We start from the raw sequence: 25,724 nt of genomic DNA on the forward strand, positions 1-25,724 counted from the left end.
CGGCACCACACCGACCGCGGCGCCCGGCACCCCGGACAGCGGCAACGGCCGCCGCGATCGCACGGAGGCCGTGACGGTCATGTGCCCCTCCCCGGGATTGTTCATTGCCGGACGATCCCACTGTGCGTGCTGAGGGTGCGGTGACAGCGACGGGCGGCAGCTTGTTGCCGTTCCCGGGGGGACATGGCAACAAGCTGCCGCCCGCAGGCGGGACGCCGTCTTCTCGGGTCAGGCGAAGACCGGCCCGGCCTCCCGGCTCCGCTTGATCTCGTAGAAGCCCGGTGTCGAGGCGACCAGCAGCGTCCCGTCCCACAGCCGGGCCGCCTCCTCGCCCTTGGGCGCCGGGGTCACCACCGGCCCGAAGAACGCGATGCGGCCGCCGTCCGCGCCGGGCAGCGCGATCACCGGGGTGCCCACCTCCTCGCCGACCAGCTCGATGCCCTCCCGGTGCGAGGCGCGCAGCGCCGCGTCGAAGGCGTCGGTGTCCGCGGCGTCCGCCAGCCGCTCGGGCAGCCCCGCCTCCGCCAGCGCGGCGGTGAGGGTCGCCCGGTCCCGCGGCAGCCCCTGCGGGTGCAGCCGGGTGCCCAGCGCGGTGTACAGCGGGCCCAGGACCTCCGCGCCGTACTCCTGCTCGGCGGCGATGCACACGCGCACCGGACCCCAGCCCGTGCGGACGATCTCCCGGTAGCGCTCCGGGAGATCGTCGAGCCGGTGCTCGTTGAGCACCGACAGGCTCATCACATGCCAGCGCACCCGCACCGGCCGCTGCCGCTCCACCTCCAGCATCCAGCGGGACGTCATCCACGCCCAGGGGCAGATGGGGTCGAACCAGAAATCCACTGCGGTCGCGCCGCTGTCCGGCATGGCCGAACTCCTTTCCCCGACCGGCCCTGAGCCGGTCCGTTCCTTCAGGCCGCTGCGCGCGGCCGGGTCGCCACGGTGACCGTGATGCTGAGGGCGGCGAGCAGGCTGATGATCACGGCGAAGACGAGAGCCGAGGTGAGCAGCGGCAGCTCCATGACCATCACGCCGATGCCGAGCACGGGCACGGTCAGGCCCAGATAGGCCGAGGCGAAGTAGCTGGAGACGACCTGGCCGACCCGGTCCGGCGGCGCCTGGTGAGACACCATGGCGAGGCCCGCGCGGAAGGCGAGACCGCTGCCCGCGCCGCCGATCACCGACCCGACCAGGAAGAGCGCGAGGGACGCGGCCGGCAGCGCGGCCACGAACAGGCCGAGCCCGACCGGGACCGCCACCATGCCGGCCACCGAGCCCACCCGGGGCGCCAGCCGGGCACCCACCAGCTGTGCGGCCGCCGCAGAGCTGAACGCGCAGAACGCGACGACGCCCACCATCAGATGGCTGGTGATGTGCAGACCGCTGACCAGGAACTTGCCCGCGAGCGCCGCGAGCAGCCCGAGCAGGGCGAAGGAGCCGAAGACCGCGACCGCCATCGCGGTGAACACCGTCCGCATCTGCGCCGGAACCCCGAGCCGCTGCGGCCGGAAGCGCGCCGGCCCCTCCCGGCGTACCGTCTCGGGCATCAGCAGCAGCCCGAGCCCGGGCAGCAGCAGGGCGCCCAGCACCAGGTACGACAGCGTCAGCGGAGCGGACAGGTACTGCACCAGCACGCCGGACAGCAGCGCCCCCGTCCCGAGGCCCAGCATGTTGGCGACCGAGGAGGTCAGCGCGGCCCGGCCGCGGTCCTGGAACAGCTCACCGAGACAGGCGGTGGCCGCGCCGTTGGCCAGCCCCACCGAGAGGCCGGTCAGCAGCCGGCCGGCGATGATGCCGGGCAGGGTGTGGAAGCAGGCGAACACCACACAGCCGGCCAGGGCGAGACAGACCGCCGGGACGATCGTCGCCCGCCGCCCGATCTGGTCGGACAGCGAGCCGAAGAGCATCAGGGCACACAGCGCGCCGACCGCGAACGCGGCGAACACGGCCGAGACGACGACCGGTGTGAGAGCGAGCCGCTGGGCGTACAGCGAGTACATCGGGGTGGGCACCGTCCCCCCGAGCAACAGCGTGAACACGATGTAGGTGACCGTCCGGACCGCCGCCGTCCGACGTTCGGGCCCGGCGGGTGCGCTGGGCGCCGGCGTGCGCGGCTTGGGTGTCGGCATGGGCTGTTCTTTCCTTGACTGACGTACCGAAAGGAGTGACCCGGGCGTGCCGTCGGGGGAGCGGCACGCCCGGGTGGTCCGGGGGAAGAGGGGAGGGGGAAGGCGTCACACGCTCTGATAGGCGTCCCGCATGGTGCGCTTGAGTGCCTTCCCGGTGAGGCCGATGTGTTCGTCGGGCGCCTTGACCACGAGCCGGTCGATCACCGGGAGTTCCCGCTGGGCCAGCACGGCGTTGATCCGGGAGTGCAGGTCCGCCAGATCGGAGCCGGCCGACGGCAGGTCGACGGTGAGCACCAGCCGCTGCGCGGCCTTGGGGGCCGGCCGGGAGTGGACCAGCGAGCAGTCGAACACCTCCGGGATCTGCCGCATGATCAATTCCTCGATCTCGCAGCTGTAGATGGTGCCGTGCGCAGTGTCGATGCTGTCGGTGGTGCGGTCGACGTGGTAGAAGCGGCCCTCCTCGTCGCGGTAGGCGAGGTCGCCGGTGAGCCAGTAGCCCCGCACCCGGTTCTTCTCGCTCAGCAGCGAGTCGTTCCAGTAACCGGCGGTCACCGTGGGGGACTTCAGTGCCAGCCGACCCACCGTGCCGTGCGCCGCGGGCTCGTCCTTGTCGTCGAAGACCTGGGCGTCGATCCAGTCGAAGGGCCGCCCTATGCACCGTCCGTAGCGGTTGGTGGTGGGGGAGTGGACATTGCGGAACATGGCGAAGCCGAACTCGGAGGAGCCGAAGTTGTCGATGAACAGCGACCCGGGGGCCGGCTGCCCGCTGCGGTCGCGATGGTTGCCGAGCTGGACGAGCTTCCTGATGTGCCGCTCGTGGTTGGCGTCACCGGTGGACATCCAGCGGGCGACCGAGCCGAAGTCGTAGCGGTCCAGGTCGAGCCGGCACAGGTCGACGAAGACCTTGGGGAAGGCGGCGACCAGCTCGGGCCGGAACTCCTCGATTCCGCAGGCCAGTTGCTCGCCCTCGCGCGCGGTGATCAGCAGCACCCGGCTGCCCCGGGCCACGCAGGACATCAGCACGGAGATCGCCGAGGCATGGCTCTGCGGCAGCGCGGACAGGACGCGCCGGCCGAGGTCGGCCCCGATCTGCTGCCGGATCCCGAAGAAGAAGCCCAGGTGGTTGAACTGGACGGCCTTGGGTACGCCGGTGGTGCCGGAGGTGTGCGCGATGAGGACGGGGTCGTCGTCCGCGTGAGTGAACGCCGTGTAGGGCCCGTCGGCGTAGGGCTCGGCGTCGTAGTACGGCAGGTCCAGCGCCGTACGCTCCAGCCTGCCGTCGCTGACCACGGCGACCGCGCCGACCCGGGAGATGAACGCGGCCGCGATGTCCGGCCGCAGCCCGCTGTTGAGGAAGACCGGAATGGCGCCGATCTTCGTCAGGGCGATGTAGTGGATCAGATAGCGGACGCTCTCGTCCAGGAAGACCGCCACCGGATCCTTGGCCCCGATGCCGTCGCGCTGGTATCCGGCGGCCACCCGGTCGGTCAGCTCGTCGAGTTCGGCGAGCCCGAACTCACGTACCGCATGCCCCTCGGGGTGCCGGTACTCCTTGTCCAGCTCGATGACGCTCGCTGCGGCGGTGCGGTCGACGGCGGCCGCGGTGCGGAAGAAATTGCCCGCCCCCAGCCCGTCGACGAGCATCAGTTCGTCTGCCATCTCGGTCTCGTCCTTCCGCTGTCACGTCGTCGCGTCGGCCGCCGGGGCCAGCCACTCCTGCATCGCGTCACGGATGTCGTCGGGAATCGGGACCGGGCGGTGTTCGTCGAGCGACATGCACACCAGGACGGCTTTGATCTGCACCCGGACATCGGACGGGTCCGGGCCGGTGCACGAGAAGCGGAGATGGAACGAGCTGGTGCCGATCCGCGGCACCGAGAGAGCGAAGCGCACGGTGTCGCCCAGCCGGCTCGGCGCGTGGAAGTCGCACTCCAGGCGCACGGTGGGGATGCCGAGGCGCCGCTCGGCGAAGAGCCCCGCGTAGTCCGTCCGTAATCCGGTCTCGAACCACTCCTGGAGCAGCTCGTTCATGAGCAGCAGATACTGCGGGTAGAACACGATGCCGGCCGGGTCGCAGTGGTGGAACCAGATGCGCTTGTCCCGCGCGAAGATCGGTGTCGCGTCGTCAGCAGCTGTGGTGTGCACGGTTCCCGGGTCTCTTCCGTCGCGTCGTGGGGGCTGTGCCCTGTCGGGGACGCCTCGCCGGAAGCGTAGGGGGCGGCCCGTCCCGCCCCGGCCCACGAGTCAGCAAGCTGCCAAACCGCGGGTGGGGGCGGGACGGGCCGCGGTCACCTCGGGCACCAGCGGGCCGCCCACGGGGCCGCCGCCCCGGCACCGCGCAGCGACCGCCCCAGCCCGAAGGAACCGGACCCGCGGGGCTGCCGCTCGACGGGCTCGACGTCGACGTCGACGTCCGCGTCGACGTCGATGAGCCCCAGCGCGGCCGCCTTCACCCCGGCCTCGAACCGGGACTCCGCCCCCAGCACCTCCATCAGGCTCGCCACGCACCGCCGGTACGTGCGCACCGAGATGCCGAGCTGGCGGGCGGCGACCTCGTCCTTGCGGCCAGAGCCGAGCAGCCGCAGGATCTGCGGGGTCTTCTCGTCCAGGATGTTGCGCTGGTAGTGGAGGAACCTGTCCAGGTCGCAGGCCCCGTTCCAGGCCGCGTCGAGCAGGGCGATCAGCGGCTCGACCACGACGGGGGAGTGCACCAGGACACAGCGGCGGCTCTGCCCGGACTGCCACATCAGGATCCGCTTGCGGTCGAAGACCACCATCCCGTGCAGATCCACGGTGCTGATCCGGACCCGGGCCCCGTTCTCCCGGCTGATCCGCTCCAGGAACTCCAGCCGGCCGTGGCCGTCCAGCTCGTCCGGAGGGCAGATCACGGACGTCGTGACCGACCGGCTGCCCAGGGCGGTGATGCTCTCCCGGGCCCGGTCGATTTCCTCCCGGCGGTATCCGTTCATCTGGCAGTTGACGAAGAGCACTTCCCTGCGCACCGTCCGCAGCAGGCTCTCCGTCAGCTCGAAGTACTCGACGGCGTGGTGGTCCGCGATCTCTCCTCTGGCGGGCTGCGCCGGAACGCGGACGACACGCGGACCGGCGCGGCCGTCGACCCGACGCAGTACTTCCTCGACCTGCTGTGTGCCTGTCACTGGACACCTCTCTTCACCGTGCGCGGATCGAACCGTTCCGTGCCGCCCGCCGGCGGCTCCGGCGAGCGGCGGTCCTGTTCAGTCGAGCGAACCGCGGTGGGGCCGGCTCATACGGGGCCGGTCCCGGTGCGGAAGCGGTTGATGGCGTGCCGGTGGCGGGCGCGCAGCTCCGCGTCCCGCACCCCCAGCCCTTCCTGCGGGGCGAGTGCCAGGACGCCGACCTTGCCGTGGTGGAGGTTGCGGTGGACGTCGTAGGCGGCCTGCCCGACCTCCTGCAGCGGGTAGACCCGCGACAGGGTCGGATGGATCCGCCCCTTGCCGATCAGCCGGTTGGCCTGCCACGCCTCGCGGTAGTTCGCGAAGTGCGAGCCGATGATGCGCTTCAGCGACATCCACAGGTAGCGGTTGTCGAACTGGTGCTGGTAACCGGACGTCGACGCGCAGGTGACGATCGTGCCACCCTTGCGGGCCGCGTAGACCGAGGCGCCGAAGGTCTCCCGTCCCGGGTGCTCGAAGACGATGTCGACGTCCTCGCCACCGGTCAGCTCACGGATCCGGGAGCCGAACCGGCGCCACTCCTTCGGGTCCTGGGTGTGCTCGTCCTTCCAGAACCGGTAGTCCTCGGCACTGCGGTCGATGATCGCCTCGGCGCCCATCCGCCGGCAGATCTCCGCCTTCTGCTCGCTGGAGACCACACAGATCGGGGTGGCGCCGCCGACCAGCGCGAGCTGGGTCGCGTAACTGCCGAGCCCGCCGCTCGCGCCCCAGATCAGAACGTTGTCGCCGACCTTCATGCCCGCGCCGTTGCGGGAGACCAGCTGCCGGTAGGCGGTGGAGTTCACCAGCCCGGGGGCGGCGGCCTCCTCCCAGGTGAGGTGCCCGGGCTTGGGCATCAGCTGGTTGGACTTGACCAGGGCCAGCTCGGCGAGCCCGCCGAAGTTGGTCTCGAACCCCCAGATCCGCTGCTCCGGGTCGAGCAGCGTGTCGTCGTGCCCGTCCGGGGACTCCAGCTCCACGGACAGACAGTGCGCGACGACCTCGTCACCGGGCTTCCAGGCGTTGACCCCCGGGCCGGTGCGCAGCACCACACCGGCCAGGTCCGAACCGATCACGTGGTACGGCAGGTCGTGCCGCCCGGCGAGCGGCGAGGTACGCCCGTACCGCTCCAGGAACGCGAAGGTCGGTACCGGTTCGAAGGTCGACGACCATACGGTGTTGTAGTTGACGGAGCTGGCCATGACGGCCACCAGCGCCTCGCCCGGGCCGAGTTCCGGGGTGGGCACCTCCTGGACGTGCAGGGACTTGCGCGGGTCCTTGTCCGCGCTGCTCATCCCGGCGAACATCTCCGTCTCCTCGCGCAGCAGCACGGCCGCCCGGTAGGACTCGGGCACCGGCAGCGCGGCCACCTCCTGCGCGGTCAGCCTGGGGCGTCCGGACTCGCCGGACTCCGCCAGGACCGCCGACAGCTGCTCCCTCACCTGCCACCGTCCGCGGCGCGGAAGGCGTGCAGCCGGTCCTCGCCGATCCGCGCCCGGGTGGCGGGATCGGTGATGCCGAGCCCCGGCTCGGGGGCCAGGCACAGGACACCGACCTTGCCGATGTGGCGGTTGGTCTGGATGCTGCGCGCGGCCTCGGCCACCTCGTCCAGCCGGTAGACGGCCGACAGGGCGGGAACGACCCGGCCCTGCTGGATCAGGCGGTTGGTCTCCCACTGCTCCTGGAGGTTGGCGCCGTGGCTGCCGATGATGCGCTTCAGCTTCATCCACAGGTAGCGGTTGTCGAACTGGTGCTGGTAGCCGGTGCTGGAACCGCAGGTGACGACCGTGCCGCCGCGCCGGGCGAGGAACACCGACGCCGCGAAGGTCGCCTTGCCGACGTGCTCGAACACGATGTGCGGGTCCTCGCCGACCGCCTTGCGGATCGCCTTGCCCAGGCGCTTCCAGCCCTCCGGCCGCTGGAGGCTGCCGGGGTCGCCCTGCTCGATCTCGGTGCGGTCGATGACGACGTCGCAGCCCAGGCCGGCCAGGATCTCGGCCTTCTCCGGGGAACTGACCACGCCGATGGACGTGCCGCCGCCGTTGCGCACGAACTGCACGGCGTAGGACCCCAGACCGCCGCTCGCGCCCCAGATGAGCACCACGTCGCCCTGCTTCATCCGGGCGCCCCGGTCACTGACCAGCATGCGGTAGGCGGTGGCCGCGCACAGCGGGTTGACGGCCGCCTCCTCCCAGGACAGATGCGCGGCCTTGGGCAGCAGCTGGCTGGCGCGCACCACCGTGTAGTCCGCGAGGCCGCCGAAGTTGGTCTCGAAGCCCCAGGCTCGCTGGTCCTCGCCGAGCATGCTGTCGGCGTGGCTGGCCGGCTCCTGGTCGTTGACATGGGCCGTGGCGATCACGACGTGGTCGCCGGGCTTCCAGTGCTGGACGGCGGAGCCGACGCGCACCACGACACCGGACGCGTCGGAGCCGAGGACGTGGTACGGCTGGTCGTGCCGGGCGTGCCAACCGCCCTGGGAGGCGAGGTGCTTGAGGAACCCGAACGTCGGCAGCGGCTCGAACATCGCCGACCAGACGGTGTTGTAGTTGATGGCGCTGGCCATGACCCCGACCAGCACCTCGTCCGGGGCCAGTTCGGGCATGGGCACATCGCCGACGTGCAGGGACTTGCGTACGTCCTTGTCCTCCACGCCGGTGAACAGCTCCGTGTCCTCGGCGCGGACGAACGCGGCCCGGTACTGCTCGGGAACCGGGTGCCGCAGCAGCTCCTCGCCGCTGCTCCCCGTCGTGACGGCTTCGGTGAGGGTCGTCATGGTCTTCCTTCGGTGCTCGTGGGGTCGGTCGGGGATCACGGGTGGAGGAGATGGTCGGGTGCGCCGTCCAGCAGGGCGCGGACCAGCCGCCCGTAGGCCGCCGGCGGCTCCTCGGCCACCTGCTCCCACAGCGGGGCCAGCCGCGCCCGCGCGCCGTCGCAGACGACGGCCGCGAGGTCCTGGGCGTTCGGCTCGTGCTGCTCGTCGGCCTGGGCGGCCCGCGCCAGTACGACGGCCATCGTGAACAGTTCGGTGGCGATGCGGTTGACGGCGATCAGCGTCTGCTGCCGCTCCAGCAGCTCGGCGGCCGGCTGTGCGCCGGTCAGCTCGCGGCAGATACGGGCCAGCCGCCCGACGTCCTCGCGCACCGCCTCCAGGTGGGCGCGGTTGCCGGGCGACAGGGCACCCGCATCCAGGGCGCCGTCGGTGCCGGGCAGCACCTGGCCGCCGTCCCGGTAGTAGCCGGCGAGCATTCGCGCGGCCAGATACCGGTCGAGGTTGAAGTCGACGCCACCGGCGACCCGCATGCCGCGGATCTCCCGTTGCGCCTGCTCCACGGGGTGCGGGGCCAGACCGCGCGCCGCCTTGCTGTCCGCGGTCTCGTACCCCCGCGCGCCCAGCAGCGACACCGTACGGTCCACCACCCGCCACGCCGTCATCGAGGTGAGGTTCTTCAGCGCGTCCCGCTCCCAGTTCAGGGCGGTGGCGTCGGTGTGCAGCATGGCCCAGCGGACCGCGCTGTCCATGGCGTAGACGTCCGCGACGGACTCGGCGAGCAGCTGCCGGATCGCCTCGTACGACGCCAGCTCCCGGCCGTCCACGGCCCGCTCGGCCACGAAGGAGCGGGACCACTCCAGGCAGCGCCGGGCGAGTGCCATCGACGGCGCGCTGGTCACATAGACCCGGGCCAGCGCGTGGATCTCCGCGTACGGCGAGGCCCTGCGCCACTCGGCCTGCGCGGGCAGCGTGTGCCCGGCCGGGACGAACACCTCGGTCAGCCGCAGATGCGAGATCGGGGTGGCGTGCAGGCCCATGAACGCGTGGTGGGCGACCACCTCGAAGCCCTCGGCGGGCAGCTCGACGAAGAACAGGCCCACCTGGTCGCCGTCCCCGCCGCCCTCGACGGTCGCGGTCACCGCGACCAGGCCGGCCGCGGCTCCGTTGGTGATGAACATCTTCTCGCCGGTGAGCAGGTACCCGGACCCGTCCGCGGTGGGCCGGGCCACCGTGGACCGGCCCGTGTTGCCCGCGCCCTCGGGCTCGGTGCTGGCCAGCGCGCCCACGGTGCCGGCGGCCACGTGCTTGGCGAGCAGCTCGCGCAGTTCGCCGTCGGGCACCGCGGGCAGGAAGGCGATCGGGCCGAGGGCGTTGTGCGCGGACAGCAGCATGCTGATGGCCGGGGCGCGCTCGGCGGCCGTCTCCAGCACCCGGAAGCCGTTGTAGTCCGACAGCGCCAGGCCGCCGTCCTCGCGGGGCAGCAGCATCGCCAGGAAGCCGGCCTCGTGGAGCGCGTCGAGCAGCCCGCCGGGCAGCTCGCTCCGGCCGTCCAGGCCGTCCGGGACATGGGTGTCCAGCACCCGCGTCATCGCCCGGACCGCCTCGTCCCCGGCCCGCCGGTCCGCCTCGGACTGCCGGGGGAAGGAGCGCAGCCGGTCCCAGGGGAACCCGCCCCGGCTCATCTCCTGAAGGACACTCACGGTCATATCAGCTTCCTCAGCGCCTGCATGAACGCCTCCGGATGTTCCCGGAGGTAGAAATGTCCGCCGGGGAACAGCTCCACGGTGCACTCGGCCGTGGTGTGCTCCCGCCACTGGGGCAGATACGGCGACGCCAGGTCGCTCTCCCCGCCCAGCACCGAGATCGGGATGTCCAACGGCTCCTGGCGGACGTGCTGGTAGGTCTCGAAGATGGTGAAGTCGGCCCGGTAGGCGGGCAGCACGAGCCGTACCAGCTCCGGGTCCGCGAGCAGCGGCGCGGGCAGCCCGCCGTAGCGCTCGTTGACGGCGGCGAGCAGCTCGTCGTCGCCGAGGGTGTGCAGCGGGCTGCGCGGGTGCGGCAGGTGCGGCGCCGGGTAGGCGGACAGCACCAGCCGCTCGGGCAGCGGACGGCCCGCCGCGCGCAGCGCGCGGGCCGTCTCGAAGGCGGTCAGCCCGCCGAGGCTGTGCCCGAAGAACACGAACGGACCGGCGAAGTCGACGGACTCGACGAGGCCCTGGACGAAGGTGTCGATGGAGTCCAGCGGGGTCTCCATGACCCGGGTGCCGCGCCCGGGCGGCTGGATGCCCCAGACCTCCACGTCCGGCAGCTCGTCCGCCCAGCGCACGTACTCGCCGGGCGAACCGCCGCTGTGCGGGAAGCAGTACAGGCGCAGGGACGCCTCCGGGCGCCGCCGCCGGCGCACCAGCCACGGTGACTTGTCGGCCATCAGTGCTCGCTCTCCTTCAGCCGGCGCTCGGTCAGTTCGGCGAGGCCCGCGACGGTCGGGGTGGTGAAGATCTCCCGGGCCTCCAGCGGGATGCCGTAGGTGTCCCGCAGCCAGGCGGCCAGCCGGGTGACCAGGACGGAGTCACCGCCCAGGTCGAAGAGGCTGTCGTCCGGGTCGACCTCGTCCAGGCCGAGGAGCTGCCGGAAGGTCTCCGCGATCCGCTCCTCGGTCTCGGTGCCCGGTTCGGCCGCCGCGGCCTCGGTCTGCGGCCGGGCGGCGGGGGAGGCGGCGCCCGGCGTACGGCCCAGCCACGCGTCCGGGGTGGCCTGCGCGGTCCCCCCTGCGGTCCCGGGATCGGCCGGCTCCACCAGGAAGTGGCGCCGGTCCAGCGGGTGGCCGGGCAGCTTGGCCCGGCGCCGGCCCGCCGCGTCCTGCACCCGGCCGAAGTCGACCGGGGCACCGGTCAGCCAGAGCCTGCCGAGCGCCTCCAGGGCGACGGACAGCGCGGAGGCCGGATCGGTGGGGTGCGGCTGGGACTGGAGCACCAGCTGGTGGTCGCTCAGCTCGGGGTGCTGACGCGACAGCGTGGTCAGCGTCATGCCCGGCCCGACCTCCAGCAGGATCCGCTCCGGGTCCGCGAGCAGGGTGGAGACCGCGTCCCCGAACCGGACCGCGTTGCGCATGTGCGCCGTCCAGTACGCCGGGTCGGTCAGCTGTCCCGGCTCCGCCCAGGTGCCCGTCATGTCGGACACGAAGGGCACGGTGGGCTCGTGCAGCTCGATCGCGGCCACCGCGGCCCCGAACTTGTCCAGGACCGGCTCCACCAGGGGGGAGTGACCGGCACCGGAGATCTTCAGCTTGCGGAAGTCGATCCCCTTCTCGGTCAGTTGCGCGGCCAGCAGGTCGATGTCGGCCTCGCGGCCCGACACGGTCACCTGCCCGGGGCCGTTCACCGCCCCCACCGTGACGGAGTCGGGCAGCAGCGGCAGCACCTCCGCCTCGGGCCGCTTGACGGCGAGCATGGCCCCGGCCTCGACCGTGGACAGCAGCTGCCCGCGCAGACCCACCAGGGAGATGCCGTCCGCGAGCGAGAACACCCCCGCGGTGCATGCCGCTGCGTACGCCCCGAGGCTGTGGCCGACCAGGGCGCTCGGCTGGACGCCCCAGTGCTGCCAGAGCCGGCCCAGCGCGTACTCCAGGATGAACACCGCGGGCTGGGCGACGGTGATGGTGTTGATCCGGCGCCCGGCCTCCGCCACCGCCTCCGCGTCCCGCGGGTCGGGGTAGACGATGCTGCGCAGGTCCAGGCCGAGGCGCTCGTGCGCCGCCTCGAAGGCCTCGTCGACATGCCGGCGGAACACGGCGTTGTGCTCGTACAGGTCCCGCGCCATGCCGACGTGCTGACCGCCCTGACCGGGGAACATGAAGGCCGCCGGCCGCTCGGCGGGCGCGCCGGCGGAGGTCGGCACCCGGCGGGTGTTTCCGGAGGTCAGGGCCCGCGCGACCTCCGCGGTGTCCTGGCCCACCACGAACCGGCGGAAGGGATACGCGCGCCGGCCCCGCTGGAGGGTGAACGCCACGTCGGCGAGCGGCAGTTGGGGCTCCCCGGCGAGGCGCTCGGCGAGGTCCTCGGTCAGCCGGTCCAGCGCCGCCTCGGAGGCGGCCGACAGCGGCAGCAGCTGCGGGGTGCCGGTGGGCCGGGCGGGCTCGCACGCCGGCGGCTGCTCGACGACGACATGGGCGTTGGTGCCGCCGATGCCCAGCGCGCTGACACCGGCCCGGCGCGGGCCCGCGGACGGCTGCCACGGGCGCAGCTCGGTGTTGACCCGGAACGGGCTCGTCTCGAAGTCGATCTCCGGGTTCGGGCGTTCGAAGTTCAGGCTCGGCGGGATGACGCCCTTCTCCACCGCCAGGACGGCCTTGATGAACCCGACGACACCGGCGGCCGCGTCGGTGTGCCCGATGTTGGTCTTGACCGAGCCGAGCCAGCAGAAGCCCGCGCGGTCGGTCCCGGCCCGGAACGCCTTGGTGAGCGCGGCCACCTCGATGGGGTCGCCGAGCCGGGTGCCGGTGCCGTGCGCCTCGACGTAGCCGATCGAGTCGGGCTCGATCCCGGCGGCCAGGTGCGCGGCCCGGATGACCTTGGCCTGGCCGTCGATGCTCGGCGCGGTGAAGCCGATCTTCTCGCCCGCGTCGTTGTTGACGGCCGACCCGCGCAGCACGGCGTGGATGTGGTCACCGGCGGCGACCGCGTCCGACAGCCGCTTGAGCACCACCACCGCGGCGGCGCTGCCCCCGACGATTCCGTCGGCGTCCGCGTCGAACGCCCGGACCTGGCCGTCCACCGCGAACGGGCCGCCCTCGGTGTACCGCACCGGCAGCAGCGGCACCCGCACCCCGGCACCGCCGGCCAGCGCGACGTCGCAGTCCCCGGACGCCAGCGCCTGCGCGGCCAGGTGGATCGCCGTCAGCGAGGTGGAGCAGGCGGTCGCCACCGTCACCGCGGGACCGTTCAGCCCCAGCTTGTGGGCGGCGCGGCTGGTCAGGTAGTCGGGCGCGGTGGAGATCCGGAACTGCCAGTCGTCGGCGAACGGCAGCTTGCCGCGCTGCGACTGGAGCGTGGAGTAGTACGTCGTCATGCTGCCGCCGGCGAAGATGCCGACGGACGGGCCATCCGGCTCCGGCACCAGACCGGCGTTCTCCAGGGCGCTGTGGGCGACCTCCAGGAAGACGCGCTGCTGGGGGTCGATCAGCAGGGCCTCACGCGGCGAGTAGCCGAAGAAGGCCGCGTCGAACTCCGCGGGGGAGTCCAGCAGGCCGAACGCGGTGAGTCCCTCCCCGTCGGGCTCGACCGGGCCCAGCTGGGTGATCGACTCGACGCCGTCGCACAGGTTCTCCCAGAACGCGCCGACATCGGCCGCCCCGGGGAAGCGCCCGGACATGCCGACCACGGCGATCGGCTCGGGACCGCCCGTGCCGCTGCCGCGCTGGACGGGTGCGGCGAGCGGCTCCGCCGCCTCCCCGCTGAGATGCGCGGCCAGGGAGTGCACCGTGGGGAACTCGAACAGGGTCATCAGCGGTGCCTTGATGCCCAGATCGGCGTCCAGCCGGTGCTGCACCCGGGTCAGCAGCAGCGAGTGCCCGCCCAGGTCGAAGAAGCTCTGGTGCGAGCCGACGCCCTCGACCCCGAGCACCTCCTGCCAGATGCCGGCGATCTGCCGCTCCAGCTCACCGGCGGGCGGCCGGACCGCGGCCGCCGGCTGCCGGACGGGCGCCGGAAGCCGCTTGGCGTCGACCTTGCCGCTCGGGTTGAGCGGCAGATGGGTCAGCGTGACGAACGCGGCCGGGACCATGTACTCGGGCACCGCGCGGGACAGATGCTCGCGCAGCTCGGCCGCGGCCGGCTCGGTGTCCGGGCCCGCCGGCACCACGTACGCCACCAGCTGCCGGTCGGCGGGGTCGCCGGACGGGGTGTCACCCGCCGTACGCACCAGCACATGGGCGTCGCCGACCTGCGGGTGGGTGCGCAGCGCGGCCGTGATCTCGCCCAGCTCGATGCGGTATCCGCGCAGCTTGACCTGCTCGTCCATGCGCCCGATGAACTCGATCTCACCGTCGGCACGGAGCCGGGCCAGGTCCCCGGTGCGGTACATCCGGGCGCCGGGGTCCGCGGCGAACGGGTCGGCCAGGAAGCGCTCCTCGGTCAGCTCGGGGCGGTTGCGGTAGCCCTGGGCCACGCCCACGCCGCCGATGTAGAGCTCGCCGATCACGCCGGGCGGCACCGGTCGCAGCGCGCGGTCCAGCACCCGGACCGTCCAGCCCGGCAGCGGCCGGCCGATGGGCGGGTCCCCCGGCTCGTCCTCGCGGGTGCGGACCGTGCCGGCCGTGCTCAGCACGGTGGCCTCGGTCGGGCCGTAGGCGTTGACGAAGCGGAACGGGGTGCCGGGGCGGGGCCGTGCGGTCAGCCGCTCACCGGCGACCAGCATCATGCGCAGCGTGGTGTCCGCGTCCCACTCCCGGTCCAGCAGCGGTGCGGCTATGGCGGTCGGCAGGACGGTGAGGGTGATGGAGTTCTCCCGCAGCCACGCCTGGTAGTCCGCGGCGACGAGCACCGTGGCCCGGTCCGGGCAGTGCAGGGTCGCCCCGGCCGCCAGGGCCGGCCAGATCTCCAGCTGGGACACGTCGAACCCGGGGGAGATCAGCAGGGTGGCCGCGTCGTCGGGGGTGACCTCGTACTCCCGGACGTACCAGGAGGCCAGATGGCCGAGCCCGCGGTGCGGCACCTCCACGCCCTTGGGCCGGCCGGTGGAGCCGGACGTGAAGATGATGTACGCGATGTCGTCGGGCCCGGCCTCGTCCGCGACGGGTTCCCCGGTCCGGCCGTCCTCCGCGCGGCCGTCCCGGACCGTCAGGCACCGCCGGCCCGGGAACCGGTCCCGCAGCTCCTCGCTCGTGATCACGGCGAGCGCGTCGGCGTCCTCCAGCATGCCGTCCATCCGCGCCTGCGGCTGGCCGGGGTCGAGGGGCAGGAACGTGGCGCCCGACTTGAGCACCGCCAGCTCCGCGAGGACCAGGTCGGCGCCGATCGGCAGGCAGACGGCGATCACCGTGCCCCGGGCCGCCCCGGACTGCTTCAGCCGGGCGGCCAGGCGCTCGGCGCCCTCGTCCAGCTCGCCGTAGGTCATGGTCCGGCCGGCCTCCACCACGGCGGCCTTGCCGGGCTGTGCCTGCGCCTGCCGCTGCACCCGGCGGTGCACCGGCAGTTCGTGCGCGGCCGGGTCCACGGGCTGCGGGGCGCTCCACTCGCGCAGGCGCTCCCCGGCCCGGTCCTCGTCCAGCAGCCGCAGCTCGCCGACGGGGGTCTCCGGGGCCTGAAGCGCGTGGGCCAGCAGCTCCTGGAAGGCCGCGGCGATCGACTCCACCGTTCCGGTGTCGAAGAGGTCCGCGTTGTACTCCCAGATCAGCGCGATGCCGTCGTCGGCGGTCCGCTCACCGGAGGCGTGCTTCTTGTCCTGGGGCACCACGATGAGGTGCAGGTCCATCTTCACCGTGTCGTTGAACGGCTCGGTGATGGACGACTCGCAGTCACCGAACCGCGGCGCGGCCTCGGTGTGGTCGTGCGCGGTGACCATGGTCTGGAACAGCGGGGGGTGCGCCGGGGTGCGGGGGACGCCGAGGGCGTCGATGACGACCGGCAGCGGGCACGCCTGGTGCGCCGCGGCGTCCAGGACCGTGTCCCGCACCTGCTTCAGCAGCCGGCTGAACGGCAGCTCGGGCGAGACGCGGGTGCGCAGCGCGGCGCTGTTCATCACCATCCCGACCATCTCTTCTTCCGCCGGGCTGCGGCGGTTGGCCAGGGGGGTGCCGACGCAGATGTCGGTGTCACCGCTGTAGCGGTGCAGGACGGCGGTGAAGCACGCGAAGAGCGCCATGAAGGGGCTGACCCCGTCGCTGCGGCGCAGCCTGCCGAGGCCGTCCAGCAGACCGGCCGGGACCTCGCTGTACACCCGGCGGCCCCGGGTCGTCTGGACCGGCGGCCGGGGCCGGTCGGTCGGCATGCTCAGCACACCGGAGTAGTCGGCCAACTGCTCCTGCCAGTAGGCGAGATGGCCGCGCATCGCGGGGCCGTCCTGCTCCTCGCGCTGCTGCCGGGCGTAGCCGCCGTGCTGGAGCGCCGGGGCCGGCAGACCGGCGTCCCGGCCGGCCGCGCGGGCGTTGTACAGGGTCTCGACCTCGCGCAGCTCGACGGCGAAGGACCAGCCGTCGTGCAGGATGTGATGGGCCACGACCAGCAGTTCGTGCTCGTCGGGGCCCAGGCGTATCGCCAGCCAGCGCTCCAGCGGGTAGTCCGCGAGCGAGAACGGCCGGGCCAGCTCCGCCGACACCCGGCGGGCGCGGGCCACCTCCCGTTCGTCCTCGGGGAGTCCGGACAGGTCCGCCCGCTCGATGCGCACCGGGCGCGGCTCGTGGACGACCGGCACGGGGGTGCCGTTCTCCTCCCGGTAGCTGGTGCGCAGTGCCTCGTGGCGGCGGTAGACCTCGGTGAGGGCCCACTCCAGGACGTCGAGGTCCAGCGCGCCGCGCACCCGGATGCTCCGGGAGCCGTTGTAGACCGGGTCGTTCGGGGTGAGCTTGTGCAGGAACCACATCTGTTCCTGGTTGGCGGACATCACCGGCTGCGCGGTGCCGTCCTCGGCCGCCGCGCGCTGCGGGTGGGGCCCGGCCGGGCCGGCCGGAGCGGCCGCCTCGGCGGCTTCGCCGGCCGCCGCGACGGTGGCCACGGCATCGGCGAGTTCGTCCAGCGTGGGGTGGACGAAGATGTCGCGCACCGGGATCTCGACACCGAGCCGTTCCCGGATGCGCACCACGATCTGCGCGGCGAGCAGGGAGTCGCCGCCCAGCTCGAAGAAGCTCTCCTGGGGGTCTAACCGCTCGATCCGGAGCACCTCGCGCCAGATCGAGCCCAGCGTCTCCTTGCCGGACGCCGGGTCGTAGGGAAGGGATATGCCGGCGGTGGGGTCTTGCCGGCTGCCGGGGCTTTGCTCGGCGGAACGCACAGTGGTAACTCCGGATCACGGTCGGACGTCGGAACGGATGCCGCGCGGTGTGCCGGCCGCCGGGGCGACCGGCGGTCGTCGCGTGTGTGGTACGGCCGCCGGGGTTCCGGTGGCCGATGGTGGCTCGGCGTGACCGCCGGGTTGCGGCGGTCAGTTGGTGGCGGACAGGTCGGGTTGCGCGCTCTGCGGGTCGGCGGCGCGCTTGCGGGCGAACAGGGCCGCGGCCACCGCGAGCACGATGACCGCCAGCACCTCGATGCCGGTGGCGGTAAGCGTCAGCGCGGTCATCGAACCGCTGCCCGTCGCCACACCGCCCAGGGCGCCGCCGGCGGCGATGCCCAGGTAGGTGGAGGAGCTGTTGAGGGAGAGGGCGACGGTGGGCGCCGGGATGTCCAGGCTCGCGATGCGGTGGTTCTGCCCGGTGGGCAGCGACCAGCAGGAGACGCTGATGACGGCGAGGATCAGCCCGAACAGCCCGCGGCCGGCCCAGGATCCGCTCGGCGTGGGGAGCGTGAACAGGGCGAGCACCAGCAGCCCGACGGTCAACACCGCGGCGGACCCGAAGTAGGCGCGGTCGCCGCCCCAGCGGTCGGCGGCCCGGCCGCCCACCGCGCTGCCGGCGACCGCGGCGACACCCCACACCAGCAGGAAGACGCTGACTCCGGTGGAGTCGACCTTCGTGGTCTTCATCGCCAGCGGTGCGATGTAGGTGAACATGGTGAACACACCGGCGCACGCGAGCGCGTTGGACAGCAGGGCGGCCAGCACCCGCGGGTGCGCGGCCACACCGAGCCGCTCCCGGATGGTGACCGACGGCGGGGTCGGCACCTCCGGCAGGGCCATCATCAGGACGACCGTCGCCAGCAGCGCCATCGCCGCGACCAGGACCAGGGTGATCCGCCAGCTGCCGATGGCGCCGACCAGTGTGCCGATGGGGACACCGAGCGCGGTGGCGGCGGACATACCGCCCGCCACCAAGGCGATCGCCCGGCCGCGCCACTCCTCCGTGGTGACGCTGACGGTGACCGCGATGCCGCAGGGGATGTACAGGGCGGCGCCGAAGGCGGCCAACACCCGTGCGACCATGAGGACTTCGTAGGTGGGGGCGACGGCGCCCAGCAGGTTGGACGCCACGAAGGCGATCAAGGCGGCCACCAGCAGCTGCTTGCGGCGCACCTTGGCGGTCATGGCCGCGAGGATCGGCGCGCTGATCGCGTACAGCAACGCGAAGACCGTGACCAGCTGTCCGGCCACGGACGTGGTGACGTCGAAGTCCCGGGCGATGCGGTCGAGCAGGCCGCTGATCACGAAGCCGTCGGTGCCGATGCTGAACGCACCCAGGCTCAGCGCCAGCAGCAGAATCCGGTTCGGCATCTGGCTAGATCCTTTCCTCTGCTGACGGTCGATGCTGCGGGCCGATGCCGGTGAGGACTCTGGGGGGCATGTTCTTTCGGATCCCATCGGGCTGGTGGCTGGCTGTGGTGGTGGCAGCAGGGGGGGCAGGAGCCGGGCGGGAGCGTGCGTGCGCGGCCGGACGGCGGCGCCACCCCGGCTGTTTACGGAACAGTTCTGTGCATGATCCGGATACGGACCGAAAAGGGATATCCGCGACCGGTGAGAAGTGCCGTCGGTAAACCCGAGATCACATGATTTTGAGGTTACGTGGACTCGGTCGACACGCTGCGGCCCATCTATGCCCCACCCCCGTTTCGCTCCCCCGTAAACCCCGCAAGATGATGCCGGTTTGCGACAGCACTGAAGTTAGCCTCGGCTCACTAAGGGAGTCAAGCTTGGGGGGTCGACCGCATTGTGACGCGGAACTCAGCGCCGACTTGCCCCACTTGACCTGCGGAGGCGATGCGGGGAGCGGCGATCTGGGAGGTGCAGGAAATTGCACATCCGGATGATCTGCAAAAAGTTTCACATCACACGCGGTGATGCCGCTAAAACGGCCGGTGATAACGTGCAATTGTTTGCAGTTGGGCTCTCAGGGGTCGCCACCGGGAGGCCGGACGGCCATGGCCGTGCCGCACATTAAATGCCGAGCGGGTGTCTTGCGCGGAATGTACACTCCACGACGCGGCGGCGTACGCCGTTCTCCGCACCCCGTCCGCGCCCGGCCGATCAGAACCGGTGCGGCGAAGCGAAGAAGCAAAGGAGTGGCGGACCTTGAACACCCCCGAGCACAACGGCCCGTGGATGCGGCGCTTCCACCCGTCCCCCGAGGCCCGTGTCCGGCTGGTCTGCCTGCCGCACGCCGGCGGCGGTGCCACCTACTACCACCCGCTCTCGGCGGCTCTGGCCCCGGAAATCGAGGCCCTGGCCGTCCAGTACCCCGGCCACCAGGACCGCCACCGGGAGCCCTGCATCGACTCCCTTCCCGAGCTGGCCCGCCGGCTCGTCCCCCATCTGCTGCCGTGGACCGACCGTCCGCTCGCGGTGTTCGGACACAGCATGGGCGCCTCGCTCGGCTTCGAGGTCGCCCGGCTCCTGGAACACGAGCACGGCGTCGTCCCGGCCGCGCTGTTCGCCTCCGGGCGGCGCGCCCCCTCCGAGCACCGGGAGGAGTTCCTGCACCAGCAGGGCGACGACGTCCTGGTCCGCGACGTCCGGGAACTCAGCGGCACCGACGCCCGGTTGCTGGCGGATCCCGAGCTGCTGAACATGGTCCTGCCGGCGCTCCGCAGCGACTACAAGGCCATCGAGACCTACCGCTACGTCCCCGGCCCCGGCCTGAGCTGTCCGGTCACCGCCCTCATCGGCGACGAGGACCCCCGGGTGACGCTCGACGAGGCCCGGTCCTGGACCGCCCACACCACCGGGGACTTCGCCCTGAAGATCTACGGCGGCGGCCACTTCTACCTGAACCAGCACACCGACGCGGTCGCCCGCGAGATCTCCGACCGGCTGCTGTCCGCCACCGGCGCGTCCCGGCCATAGCGGCTCGGGCCCCCGGGCCGGGTCGCCACCGTGGCGAAGTCGATCGGTTCCAATAGCGGCTTCGATAGACGACCCCGTCCGCTAGCCGTGTCCCCCTGCCGGCCTCACGGGAGAGAAGGCGCCGGCTCAAACTCTGCTGACGCCCCGTCGGAAAAGTCAGCACTGAGTCAGCATTCTTCCGGCCAAACTTGCCCGCGGATGGTCACACGTTGGGATCACGGGCAGCAATGGAGGCGTCTGCCGCGGTGACCTCCGCAGCTCCCGGCGTACCGAGAGGTCGCCGCGAGGGGAGCACGCAGGCAGCTCCCGGCGTGCCCGTAGCGAAACGGTGTTTTCCCAGGTCAGCGTACCCATCCGCGAGGTTTCAGGGGTACTGTCGACAGTTCCGGTGCTGGCAACGGGAGTCCGTCGTAGCCCTTTACCTCCCCGAACCGGGACCCCTTCATCCAGTCCTCGCGGGCCTGTTCGATCTCCGCCTGGGTGCGTCCGACGAAGTTCCACCACATGATCAGTTCCTCCGCGAAGGGTTCGCCGCCCAGCAGCATGAACCCGGCGTCCGACTCCGCGCGCAGCGGTAGTTCGGAGCGCCCGCAGCCGAGGTAGAGCATCGAGCCGGGCAGCACCGGCACCCCGTCCACGTGCACCTCGCCGGACATGGCCAACACGCCGTACTCGAAGTCGGGTTCGAGGGGAAGGCGTGCCTCGGTGCCGCGGCGCAGGGCGAGGTCGGCCCCCACGATCGGGGTGTACGTCGTACCGGGCGAGACCGAGCCGTCCAGGCTGCCGAGGAGCACCGTGGCGGTCAGGCCCGTCGCCGTGACCGTGGGCAGGTCCGGGTGGTACTCGAACTTCGGGTCCGTGTGCCGGTGCTCGTCGGGCAGGGCGACCCAGAGCTGGGCGCCGTGCAGGTGGCGGGCGTGCGGGCGGGGGCTCTCCTCGGAGTGGCTGATCGCGCGGCCCGAGGTCATCAGTCCCAGCTGCCGGGGCCCGATCGTCTGCCGGCTGCCCGTCGAGTCGCGGTGCAGCACCTCGCCCTCGTGCAGCCAGCTGACCGTCTGTAGCCCGATGTGCGGATGCGGGGGGACCTGCATGCCGGGCTCGTCGGCGATGTCGTCCGGGCCGTAGTGGTCGACGAAGGCCCACGCGCCGATCATGCGACGGCCGAGGTTCGGCAGCAGACGGCGTACCTCGGTCGACTCGCCCAGCTTCACATGACGGGGGCTCAGCAGTTCGCGGACCGGTTCGGCGACGACGAATCCACGGCCACCGCAGACACTGGGCACGGGCGCGCGGTCAAGGTTGCTCATGCCGCCCAACCTAGCGGTGCGGAAGCCGGCCGGGGCGCGCGAACCCTCATGTCACCCGGTCCGGCAGCGGGTGTGCCGCGTGGTCCGGTGGTGGGTGTGCTGTCCGGTGGGGTGGCGGGTGTGTCGCCTGGTCCGGGACCGGGTGTGCCGCGTGGTCCGGCGGTGGGTGTGTCGCATGGTCCGGCATCGGATAGGGCGCGTTCGGGGATGGGACGTGCGGTGCGTTCCGGCGATGGACCGGCCGGGCGCTGCGCCCCCCCCGGAGCGGCTCATGGCTGTGGCACGCTCGGGGAGGGCTGGGCCCTGGACGGGGGTACCGAGCTGGGGACCGGGGACGGTGTGCCGGTCGGCAGATGCGGGGAGCGGGCCGGTCCGGCCGGGCGGGGCTGGCCGCCGCGCATCGTGAAGAACACCAGCGCGGCCACGGCGGCCAGGGCCAGGACGCCCACCACCGCGCGGCGCACCAGCACCCTCCGGGGCCGCACCCCTGCGGCCGGCGGGCGCAGGGGCCGCAGGTCGGACGGGCCGACGGCGTGCGCACGCGCGGCCAGGGCGGCCCGCAGCCGCTCCTCGACCGGTGTCGCCGCGATTCCCGTACCCGACTCGTTCATTGCAGCCCCTCCAGACGTCGGCCGAGAGCGTCCAGTGCCCTGCTGGCCGTGGACTTGACGGCACCGCGGGACAGCCCGAGCGTCGTCGCGATCTCGGCCTCGGTCAGATGCGACCAGTAACGCAGCACCAGCACCTCCCGCTGCCGCCGGGTCAGCGTGCCCAGCGCCGCCAGCACCTCCCGGTGGTCCTCGTGCAGCAGGACGTCCTCCTCCGGGGCCGGCGCGTGTTCCTCGGGCGCGGGCGTGTGCGCCCGTACGGTCCTGCGGCGGCGCAGCACCGAGCGGGCCGCGTTGACGACACTGGTCCGCAGGTACGCCTCCGGGTCGTCCAGCGCCGCGAGCCGGTGGCCGTGCCGCCGGAACAGCGCGGTGAAGGCGTCCTGTACGACGTCCTCGGCCGTGGGCAGGTCGTCCACCAGCAGCACCGCCAGGCGCACGAGGGACAGCCGGCGGTGGTGGTACAGCTCCTCGATGCCCGGGGCGGGTCCGGCGTCGGCGGCCCGCCGGGTGCCGGCGCGGGGTTCGATGCCGGGCGCGGCCGGTGTCGTACCGGTGGGGACGCCGGTGCGGGCGAGCAGGTGGAACCGTGGTGTGGGGGTGAACCGCCGCCAGAACGCGGTGCGCTTCGGGGTGCCGGCTCTCTCCCAAGGCAAGGCCGTGCGCTTTGGGGTGCCGGCTCTCTCCCAGGGCAGGGCCGTGCGCTTCGGGGTGCCGGCTCTCTCCCAGGGCAGGGCCGCCGCCGGTGGTGTCGCTGTCGTCATGGATCTCCCGGTGCCGGGTGCGGGGGAGCCGCCGCGCGACGGCTCCCCCGCACCGGCCCTGCCTCAGTGCTGCTGCGGAACCGGCGCCGGCGTGGCGTGACGGTGGTGCGGTACGGGTGCCGGGCGGGCCGGCGTGGGCGCCGGGTGCCGGGGCGCGGGCGCGGCGGTCGACGGCACCGGGCTCGGGGAGGCCTGGCCGGGAGTGGCCGGAGCGGGGGAGGGGGTGGCGGAGTTGGGCGGGGACGGCGCGGGGGAGGGGGTGGCGGAGTTGGGCGGGGACGGCGCGGGGGAGGGGGTGGCGGAGTTGGGCGAGGACGGCACCGGGGACGGGGTGGCGGAGTTGGGCGACGACGGCACCGGGGAGGGGGTGGTGGAGTTGGGCGACGACGGCACCGGGGACGGCGTGGCGGAGCCGGGCGAGGACGGTACCGGGGAGGGGGTGGCGGAGCGGGCCGGGGCCGGGGCGTGGCTGCCGTCCTGCGCCGCCTGGGCGGTCAGTGTGCCTGCGACGGCCAGGGCCGCCCCTACGGCGGAGACCCCCAGCGCGGCGCGCAGCCGGTGGGTGCGGTTCGGGTGCGGGGCACGGTGTGCGGACATGTGTTCCTTCGGTCGCTCGGGTCGGACAATCGGACGAAGTGGAGGCCTCCACCCCGACAGACGTCCGACCCCGGACGAGGTTGCGGGTGACGGCGGAATTATTTTCCGCCCGGCCTGCCGCCCCGCTTTCCCCGCCCCGGCGAGCGACCGCCCCGGGCCCAACCCGGGTTGGAACCGCCCTGCTGCCGGCGAGTGACGCCCTGGGTCCAGGACGAGCAACAACCCCTGCCCCCGGCGAGCAACAGCCCCTGCCCCGGGCGAGCGACCGCCCTGCCCCCCGGCGGGCAACAGCCCCTGCCCCGGGCGAGTGACCGTCCCGGCCCCCCTCCGGTGCCCCGTCGCTCCGGTGTGTGTCAGCTCAGCCGCTTCAGCAGTTCCTCGGCGACCGGGGCCGAGGAGGCCGGGTTCTGGCCGGTGATCAGGTTGCGGTCCACCACCACGTGCGGCGCCCACGGCTCGCCCGCCCGCACGTCGACGCCCGCCTCCGTCAGCCGGTCCTGGAGCAGCCACTTGGCCTGTCCCGCGAGGCCGCCCTGGATCTCCTCGTCGTTGGTGAAGGCCGCCGCGCGGTAGCCGGCGAAGGCGTTGGCGCCGTCGGGGCGGACGGCGGCGAGCAGCGCGGCCGGACCGTGGCACACCACCGCCAGCGGCTTGCCGGAGTCCAGCGCCGCGACCAGCAGCCGACCCGACTCGACGTCCACGGCCAGGTCCTCCATGGGGCCGTGCCCGCCCGGGTAGAACACGGCGGCGAAGTCGTCGAGGTCCACCTCCGCGAGCTTCACGGGCGTCCGCAGCTCGGTCATCTCCTCCAGCGCGCGGGCGATCTCGTCGGCCCTCTCGCGACCGCCGTTGACCTCGGCGGCCAGGCTCGTCCGGTCGACCGGCGACACCACTCCGCCCGGCGTGGCGACGACGACCTCGTGCCCTGCGGCCTTGAGGGCGCGGTAGGGGACCACGGCCTCCTCCGCCCAGAAGCCGGTCGGGTGCGCCGTGCCGTCGGCGAGCGTCCAGTGGTCGGCGCCGGTCATCACGAAAAGGATCTTCGACATGATGTTCTCTCTTCGGAAAGCGAATGTCTGCGAGACCGAACGTAGGGGAGACGACCCATAGGCAACCAATGAAGCATCGTATGGCTCGCATCGGATCCCCTATGGGTCCGCGGGGAATGGCGGAGGGCATGCCGGGGTGATACTCGGTCCCGTGGAGACCGCTTCCCTCGACCTGAACCTGCTGCGTACCTTCCTCGCGGTGTACCGCTCCGGCTCCTTCACCGGCGCCGCCCGGCTGCTCGGGCTGTCGCAGCCGACGGTGACGACGCAGATGCGCGCGCTGGAACGGCAGACCGGCCGGGAGCTGTTCGAACGGCTGCCGCGCGGGGTCGCGCCGACCTCGGTGGCCGACGAGCTGGCGGCCCGGATCGCCGCGCCCCTGGACGAGCTGGCCGCCGTCGCCGGCCCCACGCCGCCGGCCGGGGCCCGCGCCGAGCCCGTCCACCTGGCCGGCCCGGCGGAGCTGCTGTGCACGACCGTCCTGCCGGCCCTGGCGCCGCTGGTCGCCGAGGGCGTACGGCTGCGGGTGGCGACCGGGCTGACCGATCCGCTGCTCGACGAACTGCGTGCCGGGCGCCACGACCTGGTGATCGCCACCACCCGCCCGCGTGGTCGCACCCTGCACGCCGTACCGCTGACCGACGAGGAGTTCGTCCTGGTCGCCGCCCCGGTCTGGGCCGAACGGCTGGGAGTACGACAGCGCGCACGGGACACCGCGGACGGCCACCCCGCCGAGCCCGGCGGGGCCGAGCCTCCCGGCATGCAGGCCCGCGAGACCGGGCGACCGGCCTCGCAGGGTCCCGCCGACACCGACCCTCCCGGCACGCGTGAGCCCGAACCCGGGCGCCTCGCCGCCCAGGCTCCCGAGCCCCTCGCCGCCCAGGCTCCCGAGCCCCTCGCCGCCCAGGCTCCCGAGCCGCTCGCCGCTCAGGCCCCCGAGCCCTTCGCCGCTCAGGCCGCCGAACCCCCCGCCGCCCAGGCCCCCGAAGCCGAGTCTCCCGCCCCGCAGGCCCCCGAGGTCGCGCAGGGTTTCTTCGACCCCGCCGTTCTGCACGGTGTCCCGCTCGTCACCTACGCCGAGGATCTGCCGATCGCCCGCCGCTACTGGCGGCACGTCTTCGGTCGGCGGCTGTCCCGGACCGCCGCCGTGACCGTGCCCGACCTGCGCGGGGTCCTCGCGGCCGTGGCCGCCGGCGCCGGGTTCAGCGTGCTGCCCCGCTATCTCTGCCAGGAACCGCTGGAGTCCGGTGCGCTCGTCGCGCTGCTGGAGCCGGAGGACCCGCCGATCAACACCGGCTTCCTCGTCCAGCGCCCAGGCGCCTCCGACAACCCCGACGTGGCCCGCGTCCGCGCCCTGCTGCTGCGGGCGGCACACGGCTGGTAG

Annotated in this window: 18 protein-coding genes; 2 read left to right on the forward strand and 16 right to left on the reverse strand. The window is 72.8% G+C overall.

The genetic code is table 11. The features are described from left to right. Positions 1-228 precede the first annotated feature (228 nt). The 11 genes from JK361_RS04815 to JK361_RS04865 all read right to left on the reverse strand — a co-directional run bounded on the left by JK361_RS04815 (position 229) and on the right by JK361_RS04865 (position 18,449). On the reverse strand, positions 229-864 hold the full coding sequence (locus JK361_RS04815) for a mycothiol-dependent nitroreductase Rv2466c family protein (RefSeq protein WP_201814392.1): 636 nt from the start codon (positions 862-864) through the stop codon (positions 229-231). Between the two features lie 44 nt (positions 865-908). Further along, the gene (locus JK361_RS04820; RefSeq protein ID WP_201814393.1) at positions 909-2,126 is read right to left on the reverse strand and encodes an MFS transporter; all 1,218 of its coding nucleotides are present in this window, start codon (positions 2,124-2,126) and stop codon (positions 909-911) included. 105 nt (positions 2,127-2,231) lie between these two features. Next, positions 2,232-3,785 carry a class I adenylate-forming enzyme family protein gene (locus JK361_RS04825; protein WP_201814394.1) on the reverse strand — a complete coding sequence of 518 codons (1,554 nt, stop codon included), beginning with the start codon at positions 3,783-3,785 and terminating at the stop codon, positions 2,232-2,234. 21 nt (positions 3,786-3,806) lie between these two features. Beyond that, on the reverse strand, positions 3,807-4,271 hold the full coding sequence (locus tag JK361_RS04830; protein ID WP_201814395.1) for an acyl-CoA thioesterase: 465 nt from the start codon (positions 4,269-4,271) through the stop codon (positions 3,807-3,809). 143 nt (positions 4,272-4,414) lie between these two features. After that, positions 4,415-5,284: a helix-turn-helix transcriptional regulator gene (locus tag JK361_RS04835; RefSeq protein WP_201814396.1), complete on the reverse strand. Its 870-nt coding sequence runs from the start codon at positions 5,282-5,284 to the stop codon at positions 4,415-4,417. 107 nt (positions 5,285-5,391) lie between these two features. After that, positions 5,392-6,738 carry a crotonyl-CoA carboxylase/reductase gene (gene ccrA / locus JK361_RS04840; protein WP_236052568.1) on the reverse strand — a complete coding sequence of 449 codons (1,347 nt, stop codon included), beginning with the start codon at positions 6,736-6,738 and terminating at the stop codon, positions 5,392-5,394. Positions 6,739-6,758: 20 nt separating this feature from the next. Continuing rightward, positions 6,759-8,093 carry a crotonyl-CoA carboxylase/reductase gene (gene ccrA, locus JK361_RS04845; RefSeq protein ID WP_201814398.1) on the reverse strand — a complete coding sequence of 445 codons (1,335 nt, stop codon included), beginning with the start codon at positions 8,091-8,093 and terminating at the stop codon, positions 6,759-6,761. Between the two features lie 35 nt (positions 8,094-8,128). Next, positions 8,129-9,796, reverse strand: a complete 1,668-nt coding sequence (locus JK361_RS04850) for an acyl-CoA dehydrogenase family protein (protein WP_201814399.1) — start codon at positions 9,794-9,796, stop codon at positions 8,129-8,131. Then, positions 9,793-10,518, reverse strand: coding sequence for a thioesterase II family protein (locus JK361_RS04855; RefSeq protein WP_201814400.1), 726 nt, complete (start codon positions 10,516-10,518; stop codon positions 9,793-9,795). The genes JK361_RS04850 and JK361_RS04855 overlap by 4 nt, the downstream gene beginning before the upstream one ends. Further along, positions 10,518-17,075 carry a non-ribosomal peptide synthetase/type I polyketide synthase gene (locus tag JK361_RS04860; RefSeq protein WP_201814401.1) on the reverse strand — a complete coding sequence of 2,186 codons (6,558 nt, stop codon included), beginning with the start codon at positions 17,073-17,075 and terminating at the stop codon, positions 10,518-10,520. The genes JK361_RS04855 and JK361_RS04860 overlap by 1 nt, the downstream gene beginning before the upstream one ends. 150 nt (positions 17,076-17,225) lie before the next feature. Then, positions 17,226-18,449, reverse strand: a complete 1,224-nt coding sequence (locus tag JK361_RS04865; RefSeq protein ID WP_201814402.1) for an MFS transporter — start codon at positions 18,447-18,449, stop codon at positions 17,226-17,228. 795 nt (positions 18,450-19,244) lie between these two features. On the opposite strand from JK361_RS04865, the gene JK361_RS04870 reads away from it, so the two are divergent. Further along, positions 19,245-20,015: a thioesterase II family protein gene (locus tag JK361_RS04870; protein ID WP_372448683.1), complete on the forward strand. Its 771-nt coding sequence runs from the start codon at positions 19,245-19,247 to the stop codon at positions 20,013-20,015. 341 nt (positions 20,016-20,356) lie between these two features. Here the strand turns inward: JK361_RS04870 and JK361_RS04875 are convergent, their stop codons facing one another. The 5 genes from JK361_RS04875 to JK361_RS04895 all read right to left on the reverse strand — a co-directional run bounded on the left by JK361_RS04875 (position 20,357) and on the right by JK361_RS04895 (position 24,340). Continuing rightward, positions 20,357-21,322, reverse strand: coding sequence for a pirin family protein (locus JK361_RS04875; RefSeq protein ID WP_201814403.1), 966 nt, complete (start codon positions 21,320-21,322; stop codon positions 20,357-20,359). Between the two features lie 269 nt (positions 21,323-21,591). Next, entirely contained in the window at positions 21,592-21,933 is a 342-nt protein-coding gene (locus tag JK361_RS04880; RefSeq protein WP_201814404.1) for a hypothetical protein, read from the reverse strand. Beyond that, positions 21,930-22,694, reverse strand: a complete 765-nt coding sequence (locus tag JK361_RS04885) for an RNA polymerase sigma factor (RefSeq protein WP_201814405.1) — start codon at positions 22,692-22,694, stop codon at positions 21,930-21,932. Before JK361_RS04885 ends, JK361_RS04880 begins: the two co-directional genes overlap by 4 nt. A 63-nt stretch (positions 22,695-22,757) precedes the next feature. Further along, positions 22,758-23,291: a hypothetical protein gene (locus tag JK361_RS04890; protein ID WP_201814406.1), complete on the reverse strand. Its 534-nt coding sequence runs from the start codon at positions 23,289-23,291 to the stop codon at positions 22,758-22,760. A 353-nt stretch (positions 23,292-23,644) separates the two neighbouring features. Beyond that, the gene (locus JK361_RS04895) at positions 23,645-24,340 is read right to left on the reverse strand and encodes a type 1 glutamine amidotransferase domain-containing protein (protein WP_201814407.1); all 696 of its coding nucleotides are present in this window, start codon (positions 24,338-24,340) and stop codon (positions 23,645-23,647) included. 151 nt (positions 24,341-24,491) lie between these two features. Between JK361_RS04895 and JK361_RS04900 the strand changes: the two genes are divergently transcribed. After that, on the forward strand, positions 24,492-25,724 hold the full coding sequence (locus JK361_RS04900; RefSeq protein WP_307787167.1) for a LysR family transcriptional regulator: 1,233 nt from the start codon (positions 24,492-24,494) through the stop codon (positions 25,722-25,724).

This window comes from Streptomyces musisoli (genome assembly GCF_016741855.1).
In the GTDB taxonomy this organism is placed as follows: Bacteria; Actinomycetota; Actinomycetes; order Streptomycetales; family Streptomycetaceae; genus Streptomyces; species Streptomyces musisoli.